General features: G+C 70.8%; 13 protein-coding genes, 1 tRNA gene and 7 pseudogenes. 6 read left to right on the forward strand and 15 right to left on the reverse strand.

The window, feature by feature from the left end:
* Nucleotides 1–28: 28 nt before the first annotated feature.
* Nucleotides 29–469, forward strand: coding sequence for a 50S ribosomal protein L19 (rplS, locus tag AV541_RS05590; protein WP_008632435.1), 441 nt, complete (start codon nt 29–31; stop codon nt 467–469).
* Nucleotides 470–512: 43 nt separating this feature from the next.
* Here the strand turns inward: rplS and AV541_RS05595 are convergent, their stop codons facing one another.
* Complete coding sequence (locus AV541_RS05595; protein ID WP_011228390.1) at nt 513–1,091, reverse strand: response regulator transcription factor; 579 nt, start codon at nt 1,089–1,091, stop codon at nt 513–515.
* Between the two features lie 34 nt (nt 1,092–1,125).
* Here AV541_RS05595 and sdaAA point away from each other — a divergent pair.
* Nucleotides 1,126–1,979: pseudogene (gene sdaAA / locus AV541_RS05600) on the forward strand (L-serine ammonia-lyase, iron-sulfur-dependent, subunit alpha).
* A 2-nt stretch (nt 1,980–1,981) separates the two neighbouring features.
* Here the strand turns inward: sdaAA and AV541_RS05605 are convergent.
* Nucleotides 1,982–2,839, reverse strand: a complete 858-nt coding sequence (locus AV541_RS05605) for a sulfurtransferase (RefSeq protein ID WP_060384448.1) — start codon at nt 2,837–2,839, stop codon at nt 1,982–1,984.
* A gap of 141 nt (nt 2,840–2,980) precedes the next feature.
* Between AV541_RS05605 and AV541_RS05610 the strand changes: the two genes are divergently transcribed.
* A tRNA-Val gene (locus AV541_RS05610) sits at nt 2,981–3,055 on the forward strand.
* Between the two features lie 39 nt (nt 3,056–3,094).
* Here the strand turns inward: AV541_RS05610 and AV541_RS05615 are convergent.
* The 12 genes and pseudogenes from AV541_RS05615 to AV541_RS05665 all read right to left on the reverse strand — a co-directional run bounded on the left by AV541_RS05615 (nt 3,095) and on the right by AV541_RS05665 (nt 12,561).
* Nucleotides 3,095–3,739, reverse strand: coding sequence for an outer membrane lipoprotein carrier protein LolA (locus AV541_RS05615; RefSeq protein WP_060384449.1), 645 nt, complete (start codon nt 3,737–3,739; stop codon nt 3,095–3,097).
* A pseudogene (locus tag AV541_RS05620) lies at nt 3,736–4,529 on the reverse strand (hypothetical protein). The gene AV541_RS05615 and the pseudogene AV541_RS05620 overlap by 4 nt, the downstream one beginning before the upstream one ends.
* Nucleotides 4,526–4,837: pseudogene (locus tag AV541_RS11070) on the reverse strand (ABC transporter permease); the annotation flags it as partial. The pseudogenes AV541_RS05620 and AV541_RS11070, both read right to left, overlap by 4 nt.
* A pseudogene (locus AV541_RS11075) lies at nt 4,818–4,973 on the reverse strand (helix-turn-helix domain-containing protein); the annotation flags it as partial. The pseudogenes AV541_RS11075 and AV541_RS11070, both read right to left, overlap by 20 nt.
* Before the next feature lie 166 nt (nt 4,974–5,139).
* A complete protein-coding gene (locus tag AV541_RS05635) occupies nt 5,140–6,399 on the reverse strand; it encodes an ABC transporter permease (RefSeq protein WP_060384451.1) in 1,260 nt (419 codons plus the stop codon).
* The gene (locus AV541_RS05640; RefSeq protein WP_060384452.1) at nt 6,392–7,078 is read right to left on the reverse strand and encodes an ABC transporter ATP-binding protein; all 687 of its coding nucleotides are present in this window, start codon (nt 7,076–7,078) and stop codon (nt 6,392–6,394) included. Before AV541_RS05640 ends, AV541_RS05635 begins: the two co-directional genes overlap by 8 nt.
* 2 nt (nt 7,079–7,080) lie before the next feature.
* Nucleotides 7,081–8,394 carry an efflux RND transporter periplasmic adaptor subunit gene (locus AV541_RS05645; RefSeq protein WP_060384453.1) on the reverse strand — a complete coding sequence of 438 codons (1,314 nt, stop codon included), beginning with the start codon at nt 8,392–8,394 and terminating at the stop codon, nt 7,081–7,083.
* Nucleotides 8,394–8,897 carry a TolC family protein gene (locus tag AV541_RS12290; protein ID WP_244880463.1) on the reverse strand — a complete coding sequence of 168 codons (504 nt, stop codon included), beginning with the start codon at nt 8,895–8,897 and terminating at the stop codon, nt 8,394–8,396. Before AV541_RS12290 ends, AV541_RS05645 begins: the two co-directional genes overlap by 1 nt.
* Nucleotides 8,857–9,417 (reverse strand): TolC family protein, encoded by a 561-nt coding sequence (locus AV541_RS12295; protein WP_244880464.1) that lies wholly within the window; start codon nt 9,415–9,417, stop codon nt 8,857–8,859. The genes AV541_RS12290 and AV541_RS12295 overlap by 41 nt, the downstream gene beginning before the upstream one ends.
* On the reverse strand, nt 9,414–10,661 hold the full coding sequence (locus tag AV541_RS05655) for a TolC family protein (RefSeq protein WP_244880643.1): 1,248 nt from the start codon (nt 10,659–10,661) through the stop codon (nt 9,414–9,416). Before AV541_RS05655 ends, AV541_RS12295 begins: the two co-directional genes overlap by 4 nt.
* A 34-nt stretch (nt 10,662–10,695) precedes the next feature.
* Nucleotides 10,696–11,912, reverse strand: a pseudogene (locus tag AV541_RS05660) (sensor histidine kinase).
* Entirely contained in the window at nt 11,902–12,561 is a 660-nt protein-coding gene (locus AV541_RS05665) for a response regulator transcription factor (RefSeq protein ID WP_060384455.1), read from the reverse strand. The pseudogene AV541_RS05660 and the gene AV541_RS05665 overlap by 11 nt, the downstream one beginning before the upstream one ends.
* A 124-nt stretch (nt 12,562–12,685) precedes the next feature.
* Between AV541_RS05665 and AV541_RS05670 the strand changes: the two genes are divergently transcribed.
* The 3 genes and pseudogenes from AV541_RS05670 (at nt 12,686) to AV541_RS05680 (ending at nt 17,988) form a co-directional block, all read left to right on the forward strand.
* Nucleotides 12,686–13,162 (forward strand): PepSY-associated TM helix domain-containing protein, encoded by a 477-nt coding sequence (locus AV541_RS05670; RefSeq protein ID WP_060384456.1) that lies wholly within the window; start codon nt 12,686–12,688, stop codon nt 13,160–13,162.
* 47 nt (nt 13,163–13,209) lie between these two features.
* Nucleotides 13,210–15,419, forward strand: a pseudogene (locus AV541_RS13555) (PD-(D/E)XK nuclease family protein).
* A pseudogene (locus tag AV541_RS05680) lies at nt 15,416–17,988 on the forward strand (UvrD-helicase domain-containing protein). The pseudogenes AV541_RS13555 and AV541_RS05680 overlap by 4 nt, the downstream one beginning before the upstream one ends.
* Here the strand turns inward: AV541_RS05680 and AV541_RS05685 are convergent.
* Nucleotides 17,983–18,168 (reverse strand): hypothetical protein, encoded by a 186-nt coding sequence (locus AV541_RS05685; RefSeq protein WP_060384457.1) that lies wholly within the window; start codon nt 18,166–18,168, stop codon nt 17,983–17,985. The pseudogene AV541_RS05680 and the gene AV541_RS05685 sit on opposite strands and share 6 nt — an antisense overlap.
* Between the last annotated feature and the right edge of the window lie 18 nt (nt 18,169–18,186).

Genomic DNA, 18,186 nt, shown 5'->3' on the forward strand with positions numbered 1-18,186 from the left:
CGAGGGTTCCTCTGGGGAAGGAGGGAGCATGAACCGAGGAGCGCTCATCAAGCTGGTGGAGTCCCGCTACGTTCGCACGGACCTTCCCGAGTTCCGTCCCGGCGACACCGTCCGGGTGTCCTACAAGGTCAAGGAGGGCAACCGCACCCGCATCCAGGACTTTGAGGGCATCGTGATCCGCATCCGCCGCAACGGCTTCAACACCACCTTCACCGTGCGGAAGGTGAGCTACGGCGTGGGCGTGGAGCGCATCTTCCCCCTGCACTCCCCCCTCATCCAGAAGATTGACATCGTCCAGCGGGGCCGGGCGCGCCGGGCCAAGCTCTACTTCATCCGCAACCTCTCCGACCGGGAGATCCGCCGCAAGCTCCGGGCCGACCGGAAGCGGATTGACCAGGACCGGGCCGCCGAGCGGGCCGCCAAGGAGGAGGCCCAGAAGGCCCAGGAGCCCGAGGCTTCCCAGGAGTAAAGGGAGCGCGGGGTGGGGGGCGGCCAGGCCGCCCCCCTTCGGCTTAGGGAAGGAAGCCCAAGGACCGGGCCCGGGAGAGGGCCTCCACCCGGTTGCGGGCCTCCAGCTTGGCGTAGAGGCTTTCCAGGTGGCTCCGCACCGTCTCCGGGGAAAGGCGAAGGGCCCGGGCGATCTCCTTGGTGGAAAGGCCCTCGGCCAGGAGGCGGAGCACCTCCTCCTCCCGCGGGGTGAGGGCCGGGATGTCGGGGGCGGTGAGCCGCTCCTCGCCCTGTCGGATCCGGAGAAGCCGCCGCTTGAGCTCCGGGGCCGAGAGCTCCTTGGAGAGGTAGGCGTCGGCCCCCGCCTTGTAGGCCTCCAGGAGCAGGGCGGGCTCCTGGTAGGTGGTGAGGAGGATGACGAGGCCGCGGTAGCCCATCTCCCGCAGGCGCCGGGCGCAGGTGAGGCCGTCCATCCCCGGCATGCGCAGGTCCAGGAGGACGGCGTCGGGAGCCTTCTCCAGGGCCTGGACCAGGGCTTCCTCCCCGGTGCCTGCCTCCGCCACCACCTCGAGGCCCTCCGCCTCGAGGGCCGCCTTGAGCCCCAGGCGGAAGAGGGGGTGGTCGTCCGCCACGAGGAGGCGCACGCTTCCATCCTAAGCCCTGGCGTATACTCAAGGCATGCCCCTTACCCTGAACCAGCTGGCCGAGCTTTCCGGCCGGGCCTCGGAGCACGTGCTCGCCGAGGAGGTGGAGGAAACGGGGACGCCTGCGGAGGAGATCCTGGCCCGCTTAAGGGAGCGCCTCGCCGTGATGCGGGACTCGGTGCGGCGGGGCCTCGTTTCCGATGCGCCCAGCGTGGCGGGCCTGGTGGGGAAGAACGCCAAGACCCTCTGGGAGGCCCCTGACCCCCTGCGGGACCCCCTTCTCAAGCGGGTACAGGCCTACGCCATGGCCGTGAACGAGGAGAACGCCCGCATGGGGCGGATCGTGGCCGCTCCCACGGCGGGAAGCGCGGGCACCCTTCCCGGGGCCCTTCTGGGCGTGGCGGACCACCTGGGGATCCCCGACGAGGAGCTCCTCATGCCCTTGGTTCTCGCCGGGGGGTGGCGAAGATGATCGGCCGGGTGATCCACATCGCCGGGGCGAGCGGGGGATGCCAGGCCGAGATCGGCTCCAGCGCCGCCATGGCCGCGGCGGCCGTTACCGAGCTTTTAGGCGGCACCCCGGAGGCCTGCGCCCACGCGGCGGCTTTGGCCCTGCAGAACACCCTGGGCCTGGTCTGCGACCCCGTGGGGGGGTTCGTGGAGGTGCCCTGCGTGATGCGGAACGGCTTCTACGCCGTCCATGCGGTGAGCGCCGCCTCCATGGCCCTCGCGGGGATCCGGAGCGTGATCCCGCCCGACGAGGTGGTCCTGGCCATGGCGGGCATCGGCCGCCTCCTTCCCCTGGAGCTCAAGGAAACCGGCCTGGGGGGCTTGGCGGACACTCCCACAGGCCGGAGGCTGGCGGAAGAGGCGCTGAAGAAGACGTAGCCCTACTCCTCGCCTTTAGCGATGGGCACCCCCACCAGGTTGCCCCACTCGGTCCAGGAGCCGTCGTAGTTCTTCACGTGGGGGTAGCCCAGGAGGTACTTGAGGACGAACCAGGAGTGGCTGGACCGCTCGGCGATGCGGCAGTAGACGACGATGTCCTTGTCTTTGGTGATCCCGAGGGGCTCGTAGAGGGCCCGGAGCTCCTCGGCGCTTTTGAAGGTGCCGTCGGGGTTTACCGCCTTGGCCCAGGGGATGTTCTTCGCCCCGGGGATGTGGCCGGCGCGGAGGGCCCCTTCCTGGGGGTAGTCGGGCATGTGGGTGAGCTCCCCGCGGTACTCCTGGGGGCTACGCACGTCCACCAGGGCGCCTTTCCCTTCCTTCACCTTGATGATGTGCTCCAGGACGTCGTCCCGGTAGGCCCGGATGGACTCGTCCCGGTAGGGGACCTCGTAGCGCCCCGGGGGGTAGGAAGGGACCTCGGTGGTGAGGGGGCGGCCTTCCGCCACCCACTTTTGCCGCCCGCCGTTCATGAGCCGCACGTCCTTGTGGCCGTTGTACTTGAAGAACCAGAAGGCGTAGGCGGCCCACCAGTTGTTCTTGTCCCCGTAGAGGACCACGGTGGTGTCGTTGGAGATGCCAAGCCTTTCCATGAGCTTGGCGAAGTCTTCCTCGCTGATGAAGTCCCGGACCACGGGGTCCCAGAAGTCCCGCTGCCAATCAATCTTCTGGGCCCCCGGGATGTGCCCGGTGTCGTAGAGGAGGATGTCCTCGTCCACCTCGAGGACCCGTACCTTGGGGTCCTCCAGGTGCTCCTGGACCCAGTCCGTGCTCACCAAAACCTCGGGATGGGCGTATCCCATAACCACCTCCCGGGTGCACTATACCCTTGAGTCTGTGAGTATTAAAGGACGGAGGACACAATGTGCCTTTGGGAAAGGCGCCTGGCCACGCCGGTTTGCTTGACAGGGGGAAGGGGGCATGCTAGGCTATCTAGCGGCTGCGGGCGGCTAGCTCAGTGGAAGAGCGCTCGCCTCACACGCGAGAGGTCGTAGGTTCAAGTCCTACGCCGCCCACCAAAGGAACTCCCCCCGCCCTCGGGCGGGGGGAGCCGGTTTTTAGCGGCGGACCACCTGGGCGTCCTTGGGGTAGCGCTTGAGCTGGGCCTCCGTGAGGTTGGTCCGCTTGAACTCCACCACCTTGAGGTCGGCGAGGACCTTTCCCTTCTCGTCCAGGAAGACGAAGCGAAGGGGCCTGGGGTCGGCCTTGAGGATGTATAGCTCCATTGCGGCGAAGCCCTGGTTTTCCTTGCTTCGGCCCACGAGCTTCCAGGCCACCCCTTCCGGTAGGCGCACCTCGCCCTCGAGGCGGAGGTTCACCTGCTCCGAGAGGGCCTTCAGGTCGCCCAAGCCCTGGGGCGCGAAGCCCAGGCCTTGGATCTTGGCCTTCTCCCTGGGGGAGATGACCAGCTGGTTGGTGAGGTAGAGGTAATTCCACACCTCCTTCTCGGTGATCACGGTGAAGTTCCCCTCCAGGGAGCCCGGCTTCAAAAACTCCACCCGGAAGAGCCGGGCCTGGGGCAGGGCGTACACCCGGGCAAGGAGCTCCTCCTCTCCGCCCGGACCTTGGATCCGGCCTTGGACCGTGGCCTGCCAGGGGGTGGAGAGGTTCTTCTCCACCCGGTCCAGGATCTCCTGCGCCGACTGCGCCAGACCTAGGGAGAGCAACCCGACCAAACCCAAAAACGCCGCCAGCTTTCTCATGGCCACCTCCAGGCGTAGCGGACCCAGGCGTAGGGGGCGCCTTCGTACCCCGCCTCCAGGCCCAGGTCCCCAAGCCACGCCACCACGCTACCCGCCCAAGGGTAGGAGAGGGTGAGGAAGAGGCTAGCTTCCCCTAAGAAGAGGGCCCCCTCGAGGCGGTTTGTCCCTCCGAGGCGGAGGGAAAGCTCCAGCACCTCGCCCCCTTCCCCCACCTCCCCCTTCCAACCCAAAAGGGCGTAGGGCCCCGGGGCGAGGCCCGCGCCAAAGGTATAGGTGGCCCCTTCCCGGAAGGCGTAGCTTCCCTCCAGGCGCCAGGGGGAAAGGCCCGGCTGGAGCCCGAAGGAGAGGGGCCTGGGGGGGTGGCCCGGGCGAGCTCCAGGCCCAGGACCTCCTTAGGGGCCGGGCGGTAGCGCAGGGCGAGCCTGCCGAAAAGGCCCTCCTCCGGGAAGAGGGGAAGGGCCCGCTTAGGCCGGTAGCCGATCCGCCCCTCCAGGGCGAAGGGCCCCGCGCCCCCTTCCCCGTAGGCCACCCCGCCGGGGCCCCCTTCCCCCACCTCCCCTTGGAGGCCGAAGGCGAAGAAGCCTAAGGGCCCCAGGGCGAGGCTTCCCCCGTAGCCCAAGGCGGCCCGGAAGGGGGCCAGGCGGAGGAAGACCTCCCCCTCCTCCAGGGAGAGGCCGGCCTCGAGGGCCGGGGCGAGCCCCGGGGGCGCGGCGTAGAGGCCGGCCTCGAGGCGGCCCTGGGCGAGGGCGAAACCTAGAAGAACCGTGAGGAAAACCGCTTTTCCCTTCATACCGCCACCTGTCTCCTGAAGCGGACCGAGGCCAGGAAGAGGACGAGGACGGCGAAAAGGGCCAGGGCCAGGAGATCCGGCCAGAGGACCTCCCACTCCACCCCCTTGAGCATCACCCCCCGCAGGACCTCAATGAGGTAGCGGGCGGGGACCAGGTAGGAGAGGGCCTGGAAGAAGGGGGGCATGCCCTCTATAGGGAAGACGAAGCCGGAGAGGAAGATGGCGGGGAAGCCGTAGGCGTAGGTTCCGAAGACGGCCTGCACCTGGGTCCGCGCGAGGGTGGAGATGAGAACCGAAGCGGCGGAAGAGGGTCACCTCGCTCACCCCCGCCCGCCGGGCGATCTCCCGGGTGGTGGCCCCGCGGTAGCCCCGCTCCGCGAGGAGCTCCAAGGCGGCTTGGAAGAGGCGGCGCTGGATGGGGTCCCCCTCTGAAAGCAAGCGCATACTTTCTTCCCTGAGGCTAAGCGCCCTTTCCCCAGCGCGTCAACTCCCCGTCCTTCAGGGCGCTTGGGTTCCGAGGGATCTCGGCTTCCTGGGGTCCGGATGGGGGCCCCGGCAAGAGGTTCCCTGGGGGCTTCTTTTGGGTCATCCGGGCCCGGGAGAAAGGGCGTCACTCATAGCGCAGGGCCTCCACGGGGTCCAGCCGGGCGGCCCTCCATGCGGGGTAGAGGTCGAAGAAGATCCCAACGAGGACCGCGAAGAAGAAGGCCACGACCGCGCTTCCCGGCGAGAAGACCGGGGTGACCGTGAGCGCCCGCCCCACGGCCCCGGCGAGGCCCAGGCCCAGCACGACGCCGAGCGTGCCCCCGCCGACCGAGAGGACGACGGACTCGGCGAGGAACTGGGCCAGGATGTCCCGGGGCCGCGCCCCCAGGGCCTTGCGCACGCCGATCTCCCGCGTCCGCTCGGTGACCGAGACGAGCATGATGTTCATGATCCCGATCCCTCCGACGAGGAGGCTGATCGCCGCGACCCCCCCGAGGAAGAGGGTGAGGGTCCTCGTCGTGGCGTTCACGCTCTCCAGGGCGTCCTGCTGATTCGCGACGGAGAAGTCGTAGTCGTTTGGGTCGGTCAGGCCGTGGCGCTCGGCGAGGAAGCGGGTGAGCCGTTCCTGCAGGTCCTTGAGCCGGTCGCGGCTTGCGCCCTGGAGGTAGATCGTGTTCACCTTGGCTTCCCCGGCCTCGGGCCTGGCGAGGCGTTGCAGGTAGGTGGAAAGCGGCACGAAGACCTGGTAGTTCGTGCTGACGAAGCCCTGGTCCCCCTTGTCCGGGAGGACGCCGACGACGGTGAACGGGATCCCGTTGATGCGGATCCGCTGCCCCAGGGGGTCGTCGGTTCCGAAGAGGTCCTCGGCGACGCCGTAGCCGAGGACGGCGACCCGCCGTTTGGCGGTCACGTCGTCCCAGGTGAAGAAGCTCCCCTTCTCGGGCTCGGCGTTCCGCACCTTGGCGAAGTCCGGCCAGGTGCCCACCACCGTCGCCTGGAAGTTCGTGCTCCCACTGCGGATCTGGAACCGCCCCTGGGCCACCGGGGCCACGCCCACCACCTCCTCGGCGAAGGCCTCCTGGATGGCGTAGGCGTCGGAGAGGGGGATGGTTTCGGGACCTCCTGCCCGCACCAGGCCGCCTCCCGGGCCCCGGTTCCCCTGGGCCGGTCCCACGGTGAGGAGGTTTGTCCCGAGGCCCTCCAGGAGCTGGGTGACGTTTCGCGTCGTCCCCTGGCCCACCATGGTGAGGGCCACGACCGCCGCCACGCCGATGATCACGCCGAGGGCGGTCAGGGCGGAGCGAAGGGGGTTTGCGGCGATCGCCTTCCAGGCGATGCGGAGCGTCTCTGCGAGGCTAAGCCCGATGCGTTTTTCCTCAGCCATGGCGCCTCCTTTCGTCGGCGACGATCTCCCCGTCCAGGACCCGGACGATCCGGTTCGTCTTCTCGGCGACGTGGGGCTCGTGGGTCACGATCACCACCGTCGTGCCCTCGCGGTTTAGCGCCTGGAAGAGGGCGAGGACCTCTTCGCCGGTCCGCGTGTCCAGCGCTCCCGTGGGCTCGTCGGCGAGGAGGAGGGGCGGGTTCAGGGCGAGGGCCCGGGCGATGGCCACCCGCTGGCGCTGGCCGCCGGAGAGCTGATTGGGCAGGTTGTTCGCTTTTTCCAAAAGCCCGACCCGCTCCAAAAGCTCCAAGGCCCGCCGCCTCCGCGTCCCGGGAGGTACCCCGGCGTAGGCCAGGGGCACCTCCACGTTTTCCAGCGCGGAAAGCCGGGGGAGGAGGAAGAAGGCCTGGAAGACGAAGCCGATGAAGCGGTTCCTCAGGAAGGCCCGCTCGTCCTCGGCGAGCCTCGAGGTCGGCCGGTTCATGAGGACGTACTCCCCCTCCGTCGGTCGGTCCAGGAGGCCCAGGATGTGGAGGAGGGTGCTCTTCCCGCTACCCGAGGGGCCCATGATGGCGAGCATCTCCCCTTCCTCCACCTCGAGGTCCACGCCCTTCAGGGCGGGGAAGGCCACGTCGCCCATGCGGTAGACCTTTCGGATCCCTTTGAGCGCGAGGAGCATCCTCACCTCCCGGGCGGGGGCCCGAAGGGGATGGGGGTTGTGGGGCCGGGCCGAGCGGGGCCAGGGCTTCCCGTGCCACGGGAGCCCCCTGTTCCCTGGGGGAGGACCACCTGGTCCCCCTCTTGGAGGCCCTCGAGGACGGCGACCCGGGTGCTGTCCTCGAGGCCCAGGCGCACCGGCACCGTCTCCGTGGAGCCGTCGGGGCGTAGGACGGTGACGGACGCTCCCCTGGGCCCCCGGCGCACAGCCCCCTTGGGCAGGAGAATGACGTCCTTAGCCTCCTGGACGACGATCTCCCCGTCGGCGCTCATCCCGGGGCGGAGGCGGGGGTCGGCGGGGAGGCGGACGGTGACCTCAAAGACGGGGATGTTGTTGACCAGTTCTGCCTTCGGGCTTTTGGCCACCACCTCCCCTTCCAGGGTTTCGCCGGGGAGGCCGTCCAGGGTGACGGCCACCTTCTGCCCCACCTGGACCTCTCCGATCTCGGTCTCGTCCACCTGGAGTACAAGGCGGAAGGCGGAGAGGTCGCCCAGGGTGAGGAGGGCGGTCTCTGGGGAGACCTGGGCGCCGAGGCTCGCCTCTTGGGACAGGACGACCCCGGAGAAGGGAGCCTTGACCTCCACCGCCTCTAGGTCCTCCCTTGCGGAGGCCAGGGTGAGCTGGGCTTGGCGGAGGGCCTCCTGCAGGGCTTCAAGCTCCTTAGCGAGCTGGGCTTCGCGGAGGTTCAAGGCCTTCCTCTGTGCGGCCAGGGCCGCCCCGGCGTTCTCCAGGGCCCGCTCGGCGGCGGCGTAGGCGGCCTCGGCGGCGAGGAGGTCCTGGCGGCTCGCCCCGCCCGCCTCGTAGACGAGCCGGGTGGCCTCGAGGTTCTGCCGGGCGGTTTCCAGGTCCTGCTTGGCGTTCGCGTAGGCGATCTCGGCGCTTTTTACCGAGGCCGTAAGCGAGGCGAGGGCGCTTTGCCCCTCGAGGCGGGCGTTTTCCAGGTTGGCCTCCTGGCGGCGCACCTCCGCCTCGGCCTCGGCGAGGGCCCGGGCGAAGGGGGTGGGGTCCAGCCGCGCCACGACCTCGCCTTCTTGCACCTCCTGGCCCTCCTCGGCGAGCCAGACCAGGGTCCCCGTGATCTCGGGGCGGACCTCCAGGGTCTCCCAGGGGGAGAGCCAGCCGTAGCCGGAGACGGTCACCCGGAGGTCGCCCCGCGTCGCCTCCACCACTTGGAAGCCGGTCGCCTGGCTTTCCTCCGGTTTCGGGCGGAGGAGGAAGAAGCCGAGGGCGACCAGAACGGCGAGAAGGGGGATCCAGAGGAGCCGCCGGGCGCGCATCACTCCACCTCCAAGAGACCCGTGAGGTCAACCCCGGCGGCCACGCCCAGGGCGGCCAAGGCCCTCAGGTAGGCGTTTTTCGCCTGGAGGAGGGCAAAGTCCGCTTCCGCCAAGGCCACCTCCGCTTCCAGGAGCTGGACCTGGCTTAAGGTTCCCGCGGCGAAGGCCTTTTGTGCGTTCTCCAGGCTGCGCTCCGCCGCCTTCCGGTTTTCCCGGGCGAGCTCCACCTGCCCCCAGGCGGCCTGGGCCTGCGCGTAGGCGCTTTCCAGGTTCGCCTCGGCCTGGGCCAGGGCGTTCGCCAGGGCGCGGCGGGCACTCTCCAGGTTCGCCCGGGCCTTTTCCAGGGTGAGCCGGGGGGTGTAGTCGTTGTCGGCGAGGCGCACCTCCAGCTCGGCGAGGGCCAGGTTCTGACGGGCCTGCACGAGGGCGGGAAGCCGCTCCTCTAGGCCCTCCCGCAGGGCCTCAAGCTCCGTCCCCAAAGCCTGGGGCTCGGGGAGGGGCAAGCCGGGGCTCGTCCACCGCTTTGCCCAAGGCCGCTTCCAGGGCCTTCACCCGCGCGGGACGGAGGGCGAGGGCGGCCTTCAGGTCCTCCTCCGCCTGCCGGAGGGCGGCCTCGGCCCGGATCACCTCCAGCTCGGTGGCGTTGCCCGCCTGCCGCTTCGCCCGGGCCACGGCCAGGTTCCGCTCTTGCAGCGCCTTTTTCTTGAGGAGCACCGCCTCCTGGCCTTGGGCCTCGGCGAGGGCGGTGTAGGCGGAGAGCACCTCCTCAAGCAGGGAGAGGGCCGCCGCCTTGGCCTGGACCTCGGCGAGGGCGAGGGCGTGCTCCGCCTGGGTCAGCGGAAGGATGAGGGTGCTTGGGTCCGCCCTGAGGGCTTCCAGCTCAAGCTGGGCCGTCTGCAGGGCTTCCCGGGCGTTTTGGTACGTGGGGTTTTGCGCGAGGGCGAGGCGGAGCGCCTCCCTCGCGTCCAGGGCGCCTTGGGCCAGGGCCAGTCCGAAAAACAAGAAAAGCCACCAACGCTTCACCGTTCACCTCCCAAAAGGTCTATTCCCATGGCGTCCATGAGGGCGTAGTGGGCCTGGAGGAGGTTCGCCTTCGCCTGCTCCAGGGTCCTTTGCGCTTGGAGGAGGCCCACCTCGGCCTGGAGGACCTCGAGCCGGGTCCCCGTCCCCGCCTGAAGCCGCTTCTTCGCCGTTTCCAAGGAGGCCTCGGCCGCCTTGAGGGACGTTTCCGCGGCGGCGAGCTGCGCTTCGGCGAGGAGCCGGGCCTGGTGCTTCTGCCTGAGGTCCAGCTCCCCGTCCTTCAGGGCCGCTTCCAGGGGGAGCTTGGCCTGGGCCACGCGGTTTTCCAGGACCTTTTGGTTCGCCTCCTGGACGGGCGCGAAGAGGGGAAGGCTGGCCCCGGCGCGGAGGCTCGTGCCCTCGGCGGCGCCCAAGGCGGTGTACCCCAGGGCGTAGCCCAGGGCGCCCGCCCCCAGGTCCAGGCTGAGGCTGAGGTCCAAGCCCCCTTGGACCAGGCTCAGGGAAAAGCTTCCCTGGGGAAGGGCCCGGTCCCTGGAGGCCTGGGCCAGGGCCGCCTCGGCCTCCTCCAGCCGGAGCCTGGCCAGGGCGACGTCAGGGCGGTTCTCCAGGGCGGCCAAAGCCTCTTCCAGGCTCGGGGGGTCCTGGGGAAGGGGGAGGGCTTTCGGGGCCACCGCCCGCCCCAGGATCCTTTCCAGACGGGCCGAGGCCAGCGCCCGGGCGTTCTGGGCGGCGAAGAGGCTCGCCTTTGCTTCCGCCAGGGCGCTTTCCGCCTCCAGCACGTCCTTGAAGGTGGCCTGTCCCTGGGCCTCCTGGGCTTTGGCCGCGGCGAGCTGGGCCTCGTTTAGGGCCACCCGTTTCTCGGCCAGGGCCAGGTCCAGCTCGGCCAGCCTGGCCTCGAGGTAGCGGCCCAAGGCCTCCAGGAAGAGGGCGTTCCCCTCTGCCTTGAGTTCCAGGTCCGCCTGCTTTAGCGCCCGCGCTGCTGCGGCCAAGGCGTCCTGGGCGTCGCTCCAGGGTAGGACGGCGAGGCTTCCCCCAAGGCCTAGGGAGAGGCTTTCGGAAAGGCTTGTCTTGGCGTAGTCCACCTGGGGGGCGAGGGTGGGCAGAAGGCCGGCCCGGGCCGCCTCCAGGGCGAGCGCCGCCTCCGCGCGTTGGGCCTTTAGGGCCGCGTAGCCCGGGCTTTCCCGCACCCAAGAGGCCAGTTCCGCGCCCTGGGCCAGGGCGGACGAGAGGAAAAGGATCCACCACACCTTGCGCAAACGACCACCTCCTCGCTGCCCAAGGCTAGGGCGTCCCCGTTAGCCGGGGGTTAGCCGGCAGGAGGAGGCGGGCCGTGAGCCCGGTGGGCTTGCGGGGAACGAGGACGAGGGCACCCCCGTGGGCCTCGGCCACCTTCTTGGCCACGGAGAGGCCCAGGCCCTCCCCGGGTTTGGGGGAGGCCCGGAAAAAGGGCCTGCCCGCCTCCTTCAGGGCCTCCTCGGGCATCCCCGGGCCCTCGTCCTTCACCTCCAGGACGAGGTCCTCCCCCTCCTGGGAAAGCCGCACCTCCACTCCCTTTCCCTCCCCGTGGAGGAACGCGTTTCTGAGGAGGTTCCGCAGGGCCTGGGCGAGGAGGAGGGGGTCGCCCTCGTAGGGGAGGGTTTCGGGCCCCCGGTAGGGCACCCCGAAGGCCCTGGCCTCCTCCCGGGCGAGGGCGGCAAGGTCCAAGGGCACGGGCGTCACCCGGCCTTCCCTCGCCAGGACGAGGAGGGCCTCCACCAGGCGCTTCATGCGGAGGAGTTCCTCCTTCGTCGCCTGAAGGGCCTCGCCCTCAGACAGGTAGCCCCCTTCCGCCGCCTCCAGCTGGGCCAAAGCGGCGGCCACCGGGGTCCTGAGCTCGTGGGCCGCGTCCCGGGTGAAGCGCTTTTCCCGCTCCAGGAAGGCCTCGAGGCGCTCCAGCATGTGGTTGAAGGCCTCGGCCAGGGTCTTGAGCTCCCCGCCTCCCTCGGGGGGCACCCGGTGGGAGAGGTCCTGGGAGTCGGCCACCCGCCGCGCCACCTCCGTGAGGCGGGAGAGGGGCCTCAAGGCCACCCCGGCGAGGTGCCCGGCGAGGAGGGCAAAGGCCAAGGTGAGGGCCGCTCCCGAGGCGAAGAGGGCCAGGCGAAAGCGGGAGAGGGCCAGGAGGGCTTCGGGCTCGTACCGGGCCACGGTGAGGGTGCCCCCGGGCGCCTCCATTACCCAGACCCGCCACCCCTCCTTCCAGTACCGCCCCGGGGCGAGGGGGGCAGGTCGGGGAAGTTTGGGCTCTTGGTCTCCGCCCCGCCCTGGACGAGCCGGAACGCGAACTCGCCCCGGGGGCTAGGCCGTCCCTCGGCGAGGGCGCGGGCGTAGAAGAGGAGGGAGCGGTCCAGGTCGGCCTCCAGGAGCCCCTTGAAGGCCACGTAGCTCAAGGCCCCCTGGAAGAAGAGGGCGAGCCCGATGGAAAGGGTGAAGAAGAGGGCGAGCCGCGCCTTAAGGCTCATGGCCGAGCCGGTATCCTCCGGGCACGGTGCGCACCACCTCGGGGAAGAGCTTCTGCCGGAGGTAGTGGACGTAGACCTTCACCGCCCCCACCTTTTCGGGGTCGCCGAAGACCCGCTCAGCGAGCTCCTCGGGGGCGAAGACCCGGCCCGGGTGGAGGAGGAGGGTTTCCAGGAGCGCGAACTCCTTAAGGGAGAGGTCCACCCGCCTGCCCGCCACGTAGACCCCCCGCCCCGCCAGGTCCACCTCCAAGGGGCCAAGCCGTACCCGGGAGGCCTTCACCTCCGAGGCCCGGCGGAGGAGGGCCCGGACCCGGGCCAAAAGCTCCTCCAGGTGGAAGGGCTTCACCAGGTAGTCGTCCCCGCCCAGGTCCAGGCCCAAAACGCGGTCCTCCAAGGCGTCCCGGGCGGTGAGGAAGAGGATGGGCCCCTTGTAGCCCGCTTCCCGCGCCTCTTCCGCGAAGCGGAAGCCGCCGTCCTCGTCCTCGGGAAGGCGCACGTCCAAGACCATGAGGTCGGGCTCCAGCTCCAGGAAGGCCTCCCGGGCCTCTCCCAGGCTCCTGGCCCAGCGAACCCCGTAGCCCTGGGCGGCGAGGGCCCGGGCCACCGCCTGCCCCAGGCGGGGCTCGTCCTCCAAAAGAAGCACCTGCACCCTTCCAGTATGGACCGGCCCGGTTAGGCGGGGGTTACCCTGGGGGCGCTGAGGCCACCCCATGCTGCGAAACCCAGGTGGGGACGCTTAACGGCCGTCTAACTGGACTGCCACCGGCCTCACCCTGAACCACCCGGAGTGGTTCGGGGAGAAGGCCCCGAGGAAGCTTTCCGGGACCCTCCCCGGGGCCCCTTACCTCGAGGGCGAGGCCGTGGACTGGCTCCGCCTGGCGGAGGACCTTAGGGCCTTGGGCCTCAGGGGGCGGGTCGCCGACCGCGGGGAGGCGGGGGAGGAGGTCTGGATCTCCTTCCGCGCCCCCGGCTACGCCGCCGACGCCCAGGTGGACCCCAAGACGGGGGCCTACCGCATGGTGGTCACCGACTACGGGCTCGTGGCCGTTCTCAACGACCTGCACAAGGGGCGGGACGCGCCCGGAGGGTGGAAGCTCTTTCTAGACCTCTCCGCCCTGTTCCTCGCCCTGGTCAGCCTCACGGGGCTTCTCCTCGGCGTCCTCCTTCCCAAAAGCCGCAGGGCGGCCCTCCTCGTCCTCGGCCTAGGGGGCCTCCTCTTCCTCGCCCTCGCCCTCTACGCCGCCCGCTAAATCCCCCACCGCGGCTTCCGCCGGGGGCCGGGTAGAATGGAGCCGCTATGAAGCCCGGCCTCCATATCGTCCAGGGGCCGCCCGCCTCGGGGAAGACCCGTCTGGCGCTGGCGTGGGCCCTGGAGGTCCTCGGGAGGCGGGGCCGGGTCTTTTGGGTGGGGCTTCCCCACCAGCGGGCCTATGTTTACCGGCTTCTGGCCGAGGAAGGGGCCTTTTTGGGCCTGGAGTTCCTCTCCTTTCAGGCCCTCTACTACCGGGTTTTGGCCGAGGCGGGGTGGCTTAAGCCCCTCCTTCCCGGAGCGGGGCGGGTGGCCTTGGTGGGGGAGGCCTTGCGTCGGGCCGGGGAGGGGCCCGTGGCCCCGGGGGAGGCCCGGCTCTTCGCCCGGGCCATCGCCGAGCTGAAGCGGTACGGGATCTCCCCCTTCGCCCTGCCCAGGGAGGGGGAGGCCGGGCGGCTTAGGCGGGTCTACCGCCTCTACGAGCGCCTGAAGGCGGGAAGCCTGGACTACGACGACTTCCGGCACCGGGCCCTAAAAGCCCCCTTGCGCTTCTTCCCCTGGCCCGACCTCGTGGTGGTGGACGGGTTCCGGGAGGTGGGGCCTTTGGACCTCCGCTTCCTCCGGCGGCTTTCCGAACGGGTTCCCGTCCTCCTTACCCTGGAGGTGCTCCCCGAGGGGTGCGCCCCCCACCGCGTCCTCGAGGCCCGTCCGGTCGCCCGCCGGGTCTTCCGCCTCGCCAACCCCGTGGAGGAGGCCCGCTACCTCCTCCGGGCCCTGAAGCGGGCCCTGGCGCCCAAGGCGCTCGGGGGGAGGGGCTTGCCCCGGAGGACGTCCTCGTGGTGGCCCCGCCGGAGCGCATTGGCGGGCTCATGCTCCTTAAGGACGAGTACGGCCTTCCCCTCGAGGACGGCCGGGAGCGCGCCCTGGCGGAGACGGAAGAAGGGGAGCGGGTCCTCGCCCTCCTCAACCCCTTCCCCACGGGGCGGGACCTTCTTGCCCTGGGCTTTTCCGCTTTGGGGCGGAAGGCGCTCAGGCTCGGGCTTGCCGGGGAGGAGGCCCTAAGGGCCTTGGCGGAGCGGGAGGGTTTGGAGGCGGAGTGGGAGGCCTTTTTGCGCCTCCGCACCCCGGGCCCCGACCCGGAGGCCTGGGCCGAGGCGGCCTTGGAGGCCTTGGGGGTAGAGGCCAAAGAGGTCTTCCTCTCCCGCTTCCGCATGGCCCTCCGGGTGGACCGGGGCGAGCCTTTGGCCTGGTGGCGGAGCCTCCTCCTGGACGAGGTTCTGCCCCCGGAGGTGGGCCGGGGCGTGGCCGTCCTCCCCCCCTTGAGGGCCACGGGGGTGCGGGCCCGGAGGGCCTACGTGCTGGAGTGGGTGGCGGGCCGGTACACCCTGGGGGAGCGGGAGGACTACTTCCTCCTTGAGGACCTGCGGGAGCAGGGCCTCCTGAAGGGCCTTCCCCGGCGGCTTCGCGGGCTTGACCCCTTGTTCTTGGAGGAGCTTTCCACCCGGGGGGAGGAGGTGGTCCTCCTTTACCCCGAGGCCGGGCCCGGGGGGCCTGTGGAGCCCTTGGCGGCGGGGGAGCGGCCCGAGGCCCTGCCCCCGGCGAGCCGCCTCGAGGCCCTGCCCCAGGCCCCCTTCCGCCCCGCCCACCCCACCTCGCCCGCCTCCCCGCCCCACGTGGAGGCCCTCCGCCGCTATTTGGAGTGTCCCTTTAGGGCCTACCTGGAGCGCTATCCCCTCCGGGACGGGGAGGAAAGCCCCTGGCGCGCCCTGCCTTCCCCCGTGGACCTGGGGGCCTTGGGGGGGCTTTTCGCCGACGGGCGGGTGGGGCCCTGGCTTCGCGCCCACGGGGCCCACCTCCAGGGCCTGAGGCTTTACGTCCTCTGGCCCGGGCGGCGCTACCGGCTCCGCCTGGACGGGGTGCGGTGGGAGGGACGGGCGGTCCACCTCTACCGCCTCTTGGGCGAGGGGGCCGAGCCCGACTTAAGCCCCAAGCGGCGCTGGACGGAGTGGCTCGCCCTCAAGGCCCTCCTCCAGCGGGAGGACGTGGAGGCCGTTCACCTTTGGGCCTGGCCCTGGCTGGGCAGGCCCAGGCCCGTGGGGAAGGGAGTTTACCGCAAGGGGGACGCGCTTCCCGCCTTCAAGGAGGTGGAGCCCCTTCTGGAGAAGGCCCTCCGGTCCTGGGGCGCCTTCCCCCCGAGGCCCGGGCCCCACTGCCACGCCTGCGGCCTCACCGACCTTTGCCGGAAGGAGGAGGAGTGAAGCTCTACGTGGCCTCGGCGGGCACGGGGAAGACCCATACCCTGGTGGAGGAGCTTTTGGCCCTGGTGAAGGGGGGCGTGCCCCTAAGGCGCATCGCCGCCGTCACCTTCACCCGCAAGGCGGCGGAGGAGCTTCGGGCCCGGGCGAGGAAGAGGGTGGAGGCCCTGGCCCGGGAGGAGCCGGGCTTTGGCGGGGCGGTCCGGGAGGTCCACGGGGCGGTCTTCGGCACCATCCACGGCTTCATGGCGGAGGCCTTGCGCCACGCGGCCCCCTTCCTCTCCCTGGACCCGGACTTCGCCGTGGTGGACGAGCTCCTCGCCGAGGCCCTCTTCCTGGAGGAGGCGCGAAGCCTCCTCTACCTCCTGGGGGAGGACCCGGGGCTTGAGGCCTTCCTCCGCCGCCTCTACCAGGGGCGGACCCTGGCCGAGGCCTTTCGGCCCCTGGAAGGGGCGGAGGGGCTCGTCCGCCTCTTCGGCAAAGCCCTGGACCGGTACCGCCGCCGCGCCCAGGAGGTCCTGGGCCCGGGGGACCTCGAGGCCCTCGCCCTCCGCCTCCTCCGCCACCCCCAGGCCCTCGCCCGGGTGGTGGCGCGCTTCCCCCACGTCCTCGTGGACGAGTACCAGGACACAAGCCCCCTCCAGGGGCGCTTCTTCGGGGCCCTGGAAGAGGCGGGGGCCCGGGTGGTGGCCGTGGGGGACCCGAAGCAGTCCATCTACCTCTTCCGCAACGCCCGGCTGGAGGTCTTCCGCGAGGCCCTGGAGCGGGCGGAGGAAGTCTTGGTCCTGGACGAGACCCGCCGCCACGCCCGGAGGGTGGCCGCTTTCCTGAACCGCTTCGTGGCCCTCTTTCCCGAGGAGGAGCGGGTGGAGGTGCGGCCCTTTAGGGAAGCCGAGGGCCGGGTGGAGGTCCACTGGGTGGAGGGGGGGCGGGGCTTGAGGAAAGGAGGCGGTTTGAGGCCGACCTCCTCGCCCGCCGCCTCCTCGCCCTGAAGGCGGAGGGCTACGCCTTTGGGGAGATGGCCGTCTTGGTGCGGAGCCGCACGAGCCTTCCCCTTTTGGAGCGGGCCTTCCGCGCCCGGGGCGTGCCTTACGTCCTTCGCCGGGGGCAGAGCTTCTTCAACCGCCTGGAGGTCCGGGACCTTTACCACGCCCTGCGGCTCGCCCTTCTCGAGGGGCCCCCGGGCCCCGAGGAGCGCCGCTCCCTCCTTGCCTTTCTGCGAAGCCCCTTCGTGGGGCTTGACCTCGGGGAGGTGGAGGAGGCCCTCCTCCGGGAAGACCCGCTTCCTTACCTCCCCCAGGCGGTGCGGGACCGGGTGGCCTGGCTGAGGGGCCTCGCCGGGAAGCGGCCCCTCGAGGCCCTCAAGGCCCTGGTGCGGGACGAGGTCTTTCTTTCCCGGCTTTCCCCCCGGGCCCGGGCCAACCTGGACGCCCTCCTCCTCCTCGCGGGCCTGGAGCGCTTCCCCGACCTGGAGGCCCTCCTGGAGTGGCTCAGGCTCCGGGCCCTGGACCCCGAGGCGAGCGAGCTTCCCGAGGGTGGGGAAGGGGTGGCCCTCCTCACGGTCCACGCCGCCAAGGGGCTGGAGTGGCCGGTGGTGGCCGTCTACGACGTGGCCCGAGGGGAGCCAGGCCCGGCCTCCCCCGTCCTCGTGGGGCCTGAGGGGGAGGTGGCCGTGGCGGGGACTCGGGCCCACCGGGACCTCGCCCAAAGGCTTGCTCAGGCCCAGAGGGAGGAGGCGGTCCGCCTCCTCTACGTGGCCCTCTCCCGGGCCCGGGACGTCCTCCTCGTCACCGGAAGCCGCTCGGGCCGGGAAAGCCCCTGGGCCCAGGCCCTGGAAAGGCTCGGCCTGGGCCCGGAAAGCCAGGACCCCCTGGTGGCGCGCCACCCTGTGCCCCAGGGCTGGAGGCCGCCCCGCCCGGCGCCCGCCGCGAGGCGGGAAGGGCCTCCAGCCCCCTACGCCGAGCACCTCCTTCCCCCAAAGCCCCTCCCCCTCGTCCACTCCCCGAGCGCCCACCTGAAGGCGGAGCCCAAGCCCCTCGCCGAGGCCTTGGAGGGGGAGGCCGTCTCCGGGTTCGCCCGCGCCCTCGGCACCCTGGTCCACTACGCCCTCGCCCGGGACCTGGACCCGGAGGACGGGAGGGCCATGCGGGCCCTCCTCCACCAGGAGGTGGCCTTCCCCTTCGCTGAGGAAGAGAGGGAGAGGCTTTTGGCCGAGGTCCGGGCCCTGCTTCGGCGCTACCGGGGGATGCTGGGGCGGGAGCTTCCTGCCCTGGAGGCGCGGGCGGAGGATTACCGGGAGCTTCCCCTTGTCCTTCCCCTCAAGGGGACGGTCTGGCACGGGGTGCTGGACCGGGTCTACCGGGTGGGGGACCGCTGGTACCTGGACGACTACAAGACGGACCGGGAGGTCCGGCCCGAGGCCTACCGCCTCCAGCTCGCCCTTTACCGGCGGGCCCTCCTCGAGGCCTGGGGGGTAAGGGCCGAGGCCCGGCTCGTCTACCTGCGCGCCGGGCGGGTCCACGCCTTCGGCGAGGCGGAGCTTGAGGAGGCCTTGGCGGCCCTCCCCTCATAGCTCCAGGCGCTGGGCGTCGTGGCGGCCTCCCCAGAGGCGCTTTTCTCCCTCGGGGGTGAGGAAGAAGCTGTTGCGGTCGTCCCGGACCTGGCGCTTGAGCACCTTGAGGACCTTCTTCTTGGCCTCCTTGTCCAAGACCGGAAAGAGGAGCTCAAAGCGGTTCTGGAAGTTGCGGGGCATGGCGTCGGCGCTGGTGAG

Source organism: Thermus parvatiensis, from assembly GCF_001535545.1.
Taxonomy (GTDB): Bacteria; Deinococcota; Deinococci; order Deinococcales; family Thermaceae; genus Thermus; species Thermus parvatiensis.

Bases quoted from the DNA above. Each gene is read 5' to 3' on its own strand.
- rplS (WP_008632435.1), top strand. From the start codon at position 29: ATGAACCGAGGAGCGCTCATCAAGCTGGTGGAGTCCCGCTACGTTCGC.
- AV541_RS05605 (WP_060384448.1), bottom strand. From the start codon at position 2,839: ATGGGATACGCCCATCCCGAGGTTTTGGTGAGCACGGACTGGGTCCAG.
- AV541_RS05615 (WP_060384449.1), bottom strand. From the start codon at position 3,739: ATGAGAAAGCTGGCGGCGTTTTTGGGTTTGGTCGGGTTGCTCTCCCTA.
- AV541_RS05635 (WP_060384451.1), bottom strand. From the start codon at position 6,399: ATGGCTGAGGAAAAACGCATCGGGCTTAGCCTCGCAGAGACGCTCCGC.
- AV541_RS05640 (WP_060384452.1), bottom strand. From the start codon at position 7,078: ATGCTCCTCGCGCTCAAAGGGATCCGAAAGGTCTACCGCATGGGCGAC.
- AV541_RS05645 (WP_060384453.1), bottom strand. From the start codon at position 8,394: ATGCGCGCCCGGCGGCTCCTCTGGATCCCCCTTCTCGCCGTTCTGGTC.
- AV541_RS05685 (WP_060384457.1), bottom strand. From the start codon at position 18,168: ATGCCCCGCAACTTCCAGAACCGCTTTGAGCTCCTCTTTCCGGTCTTG.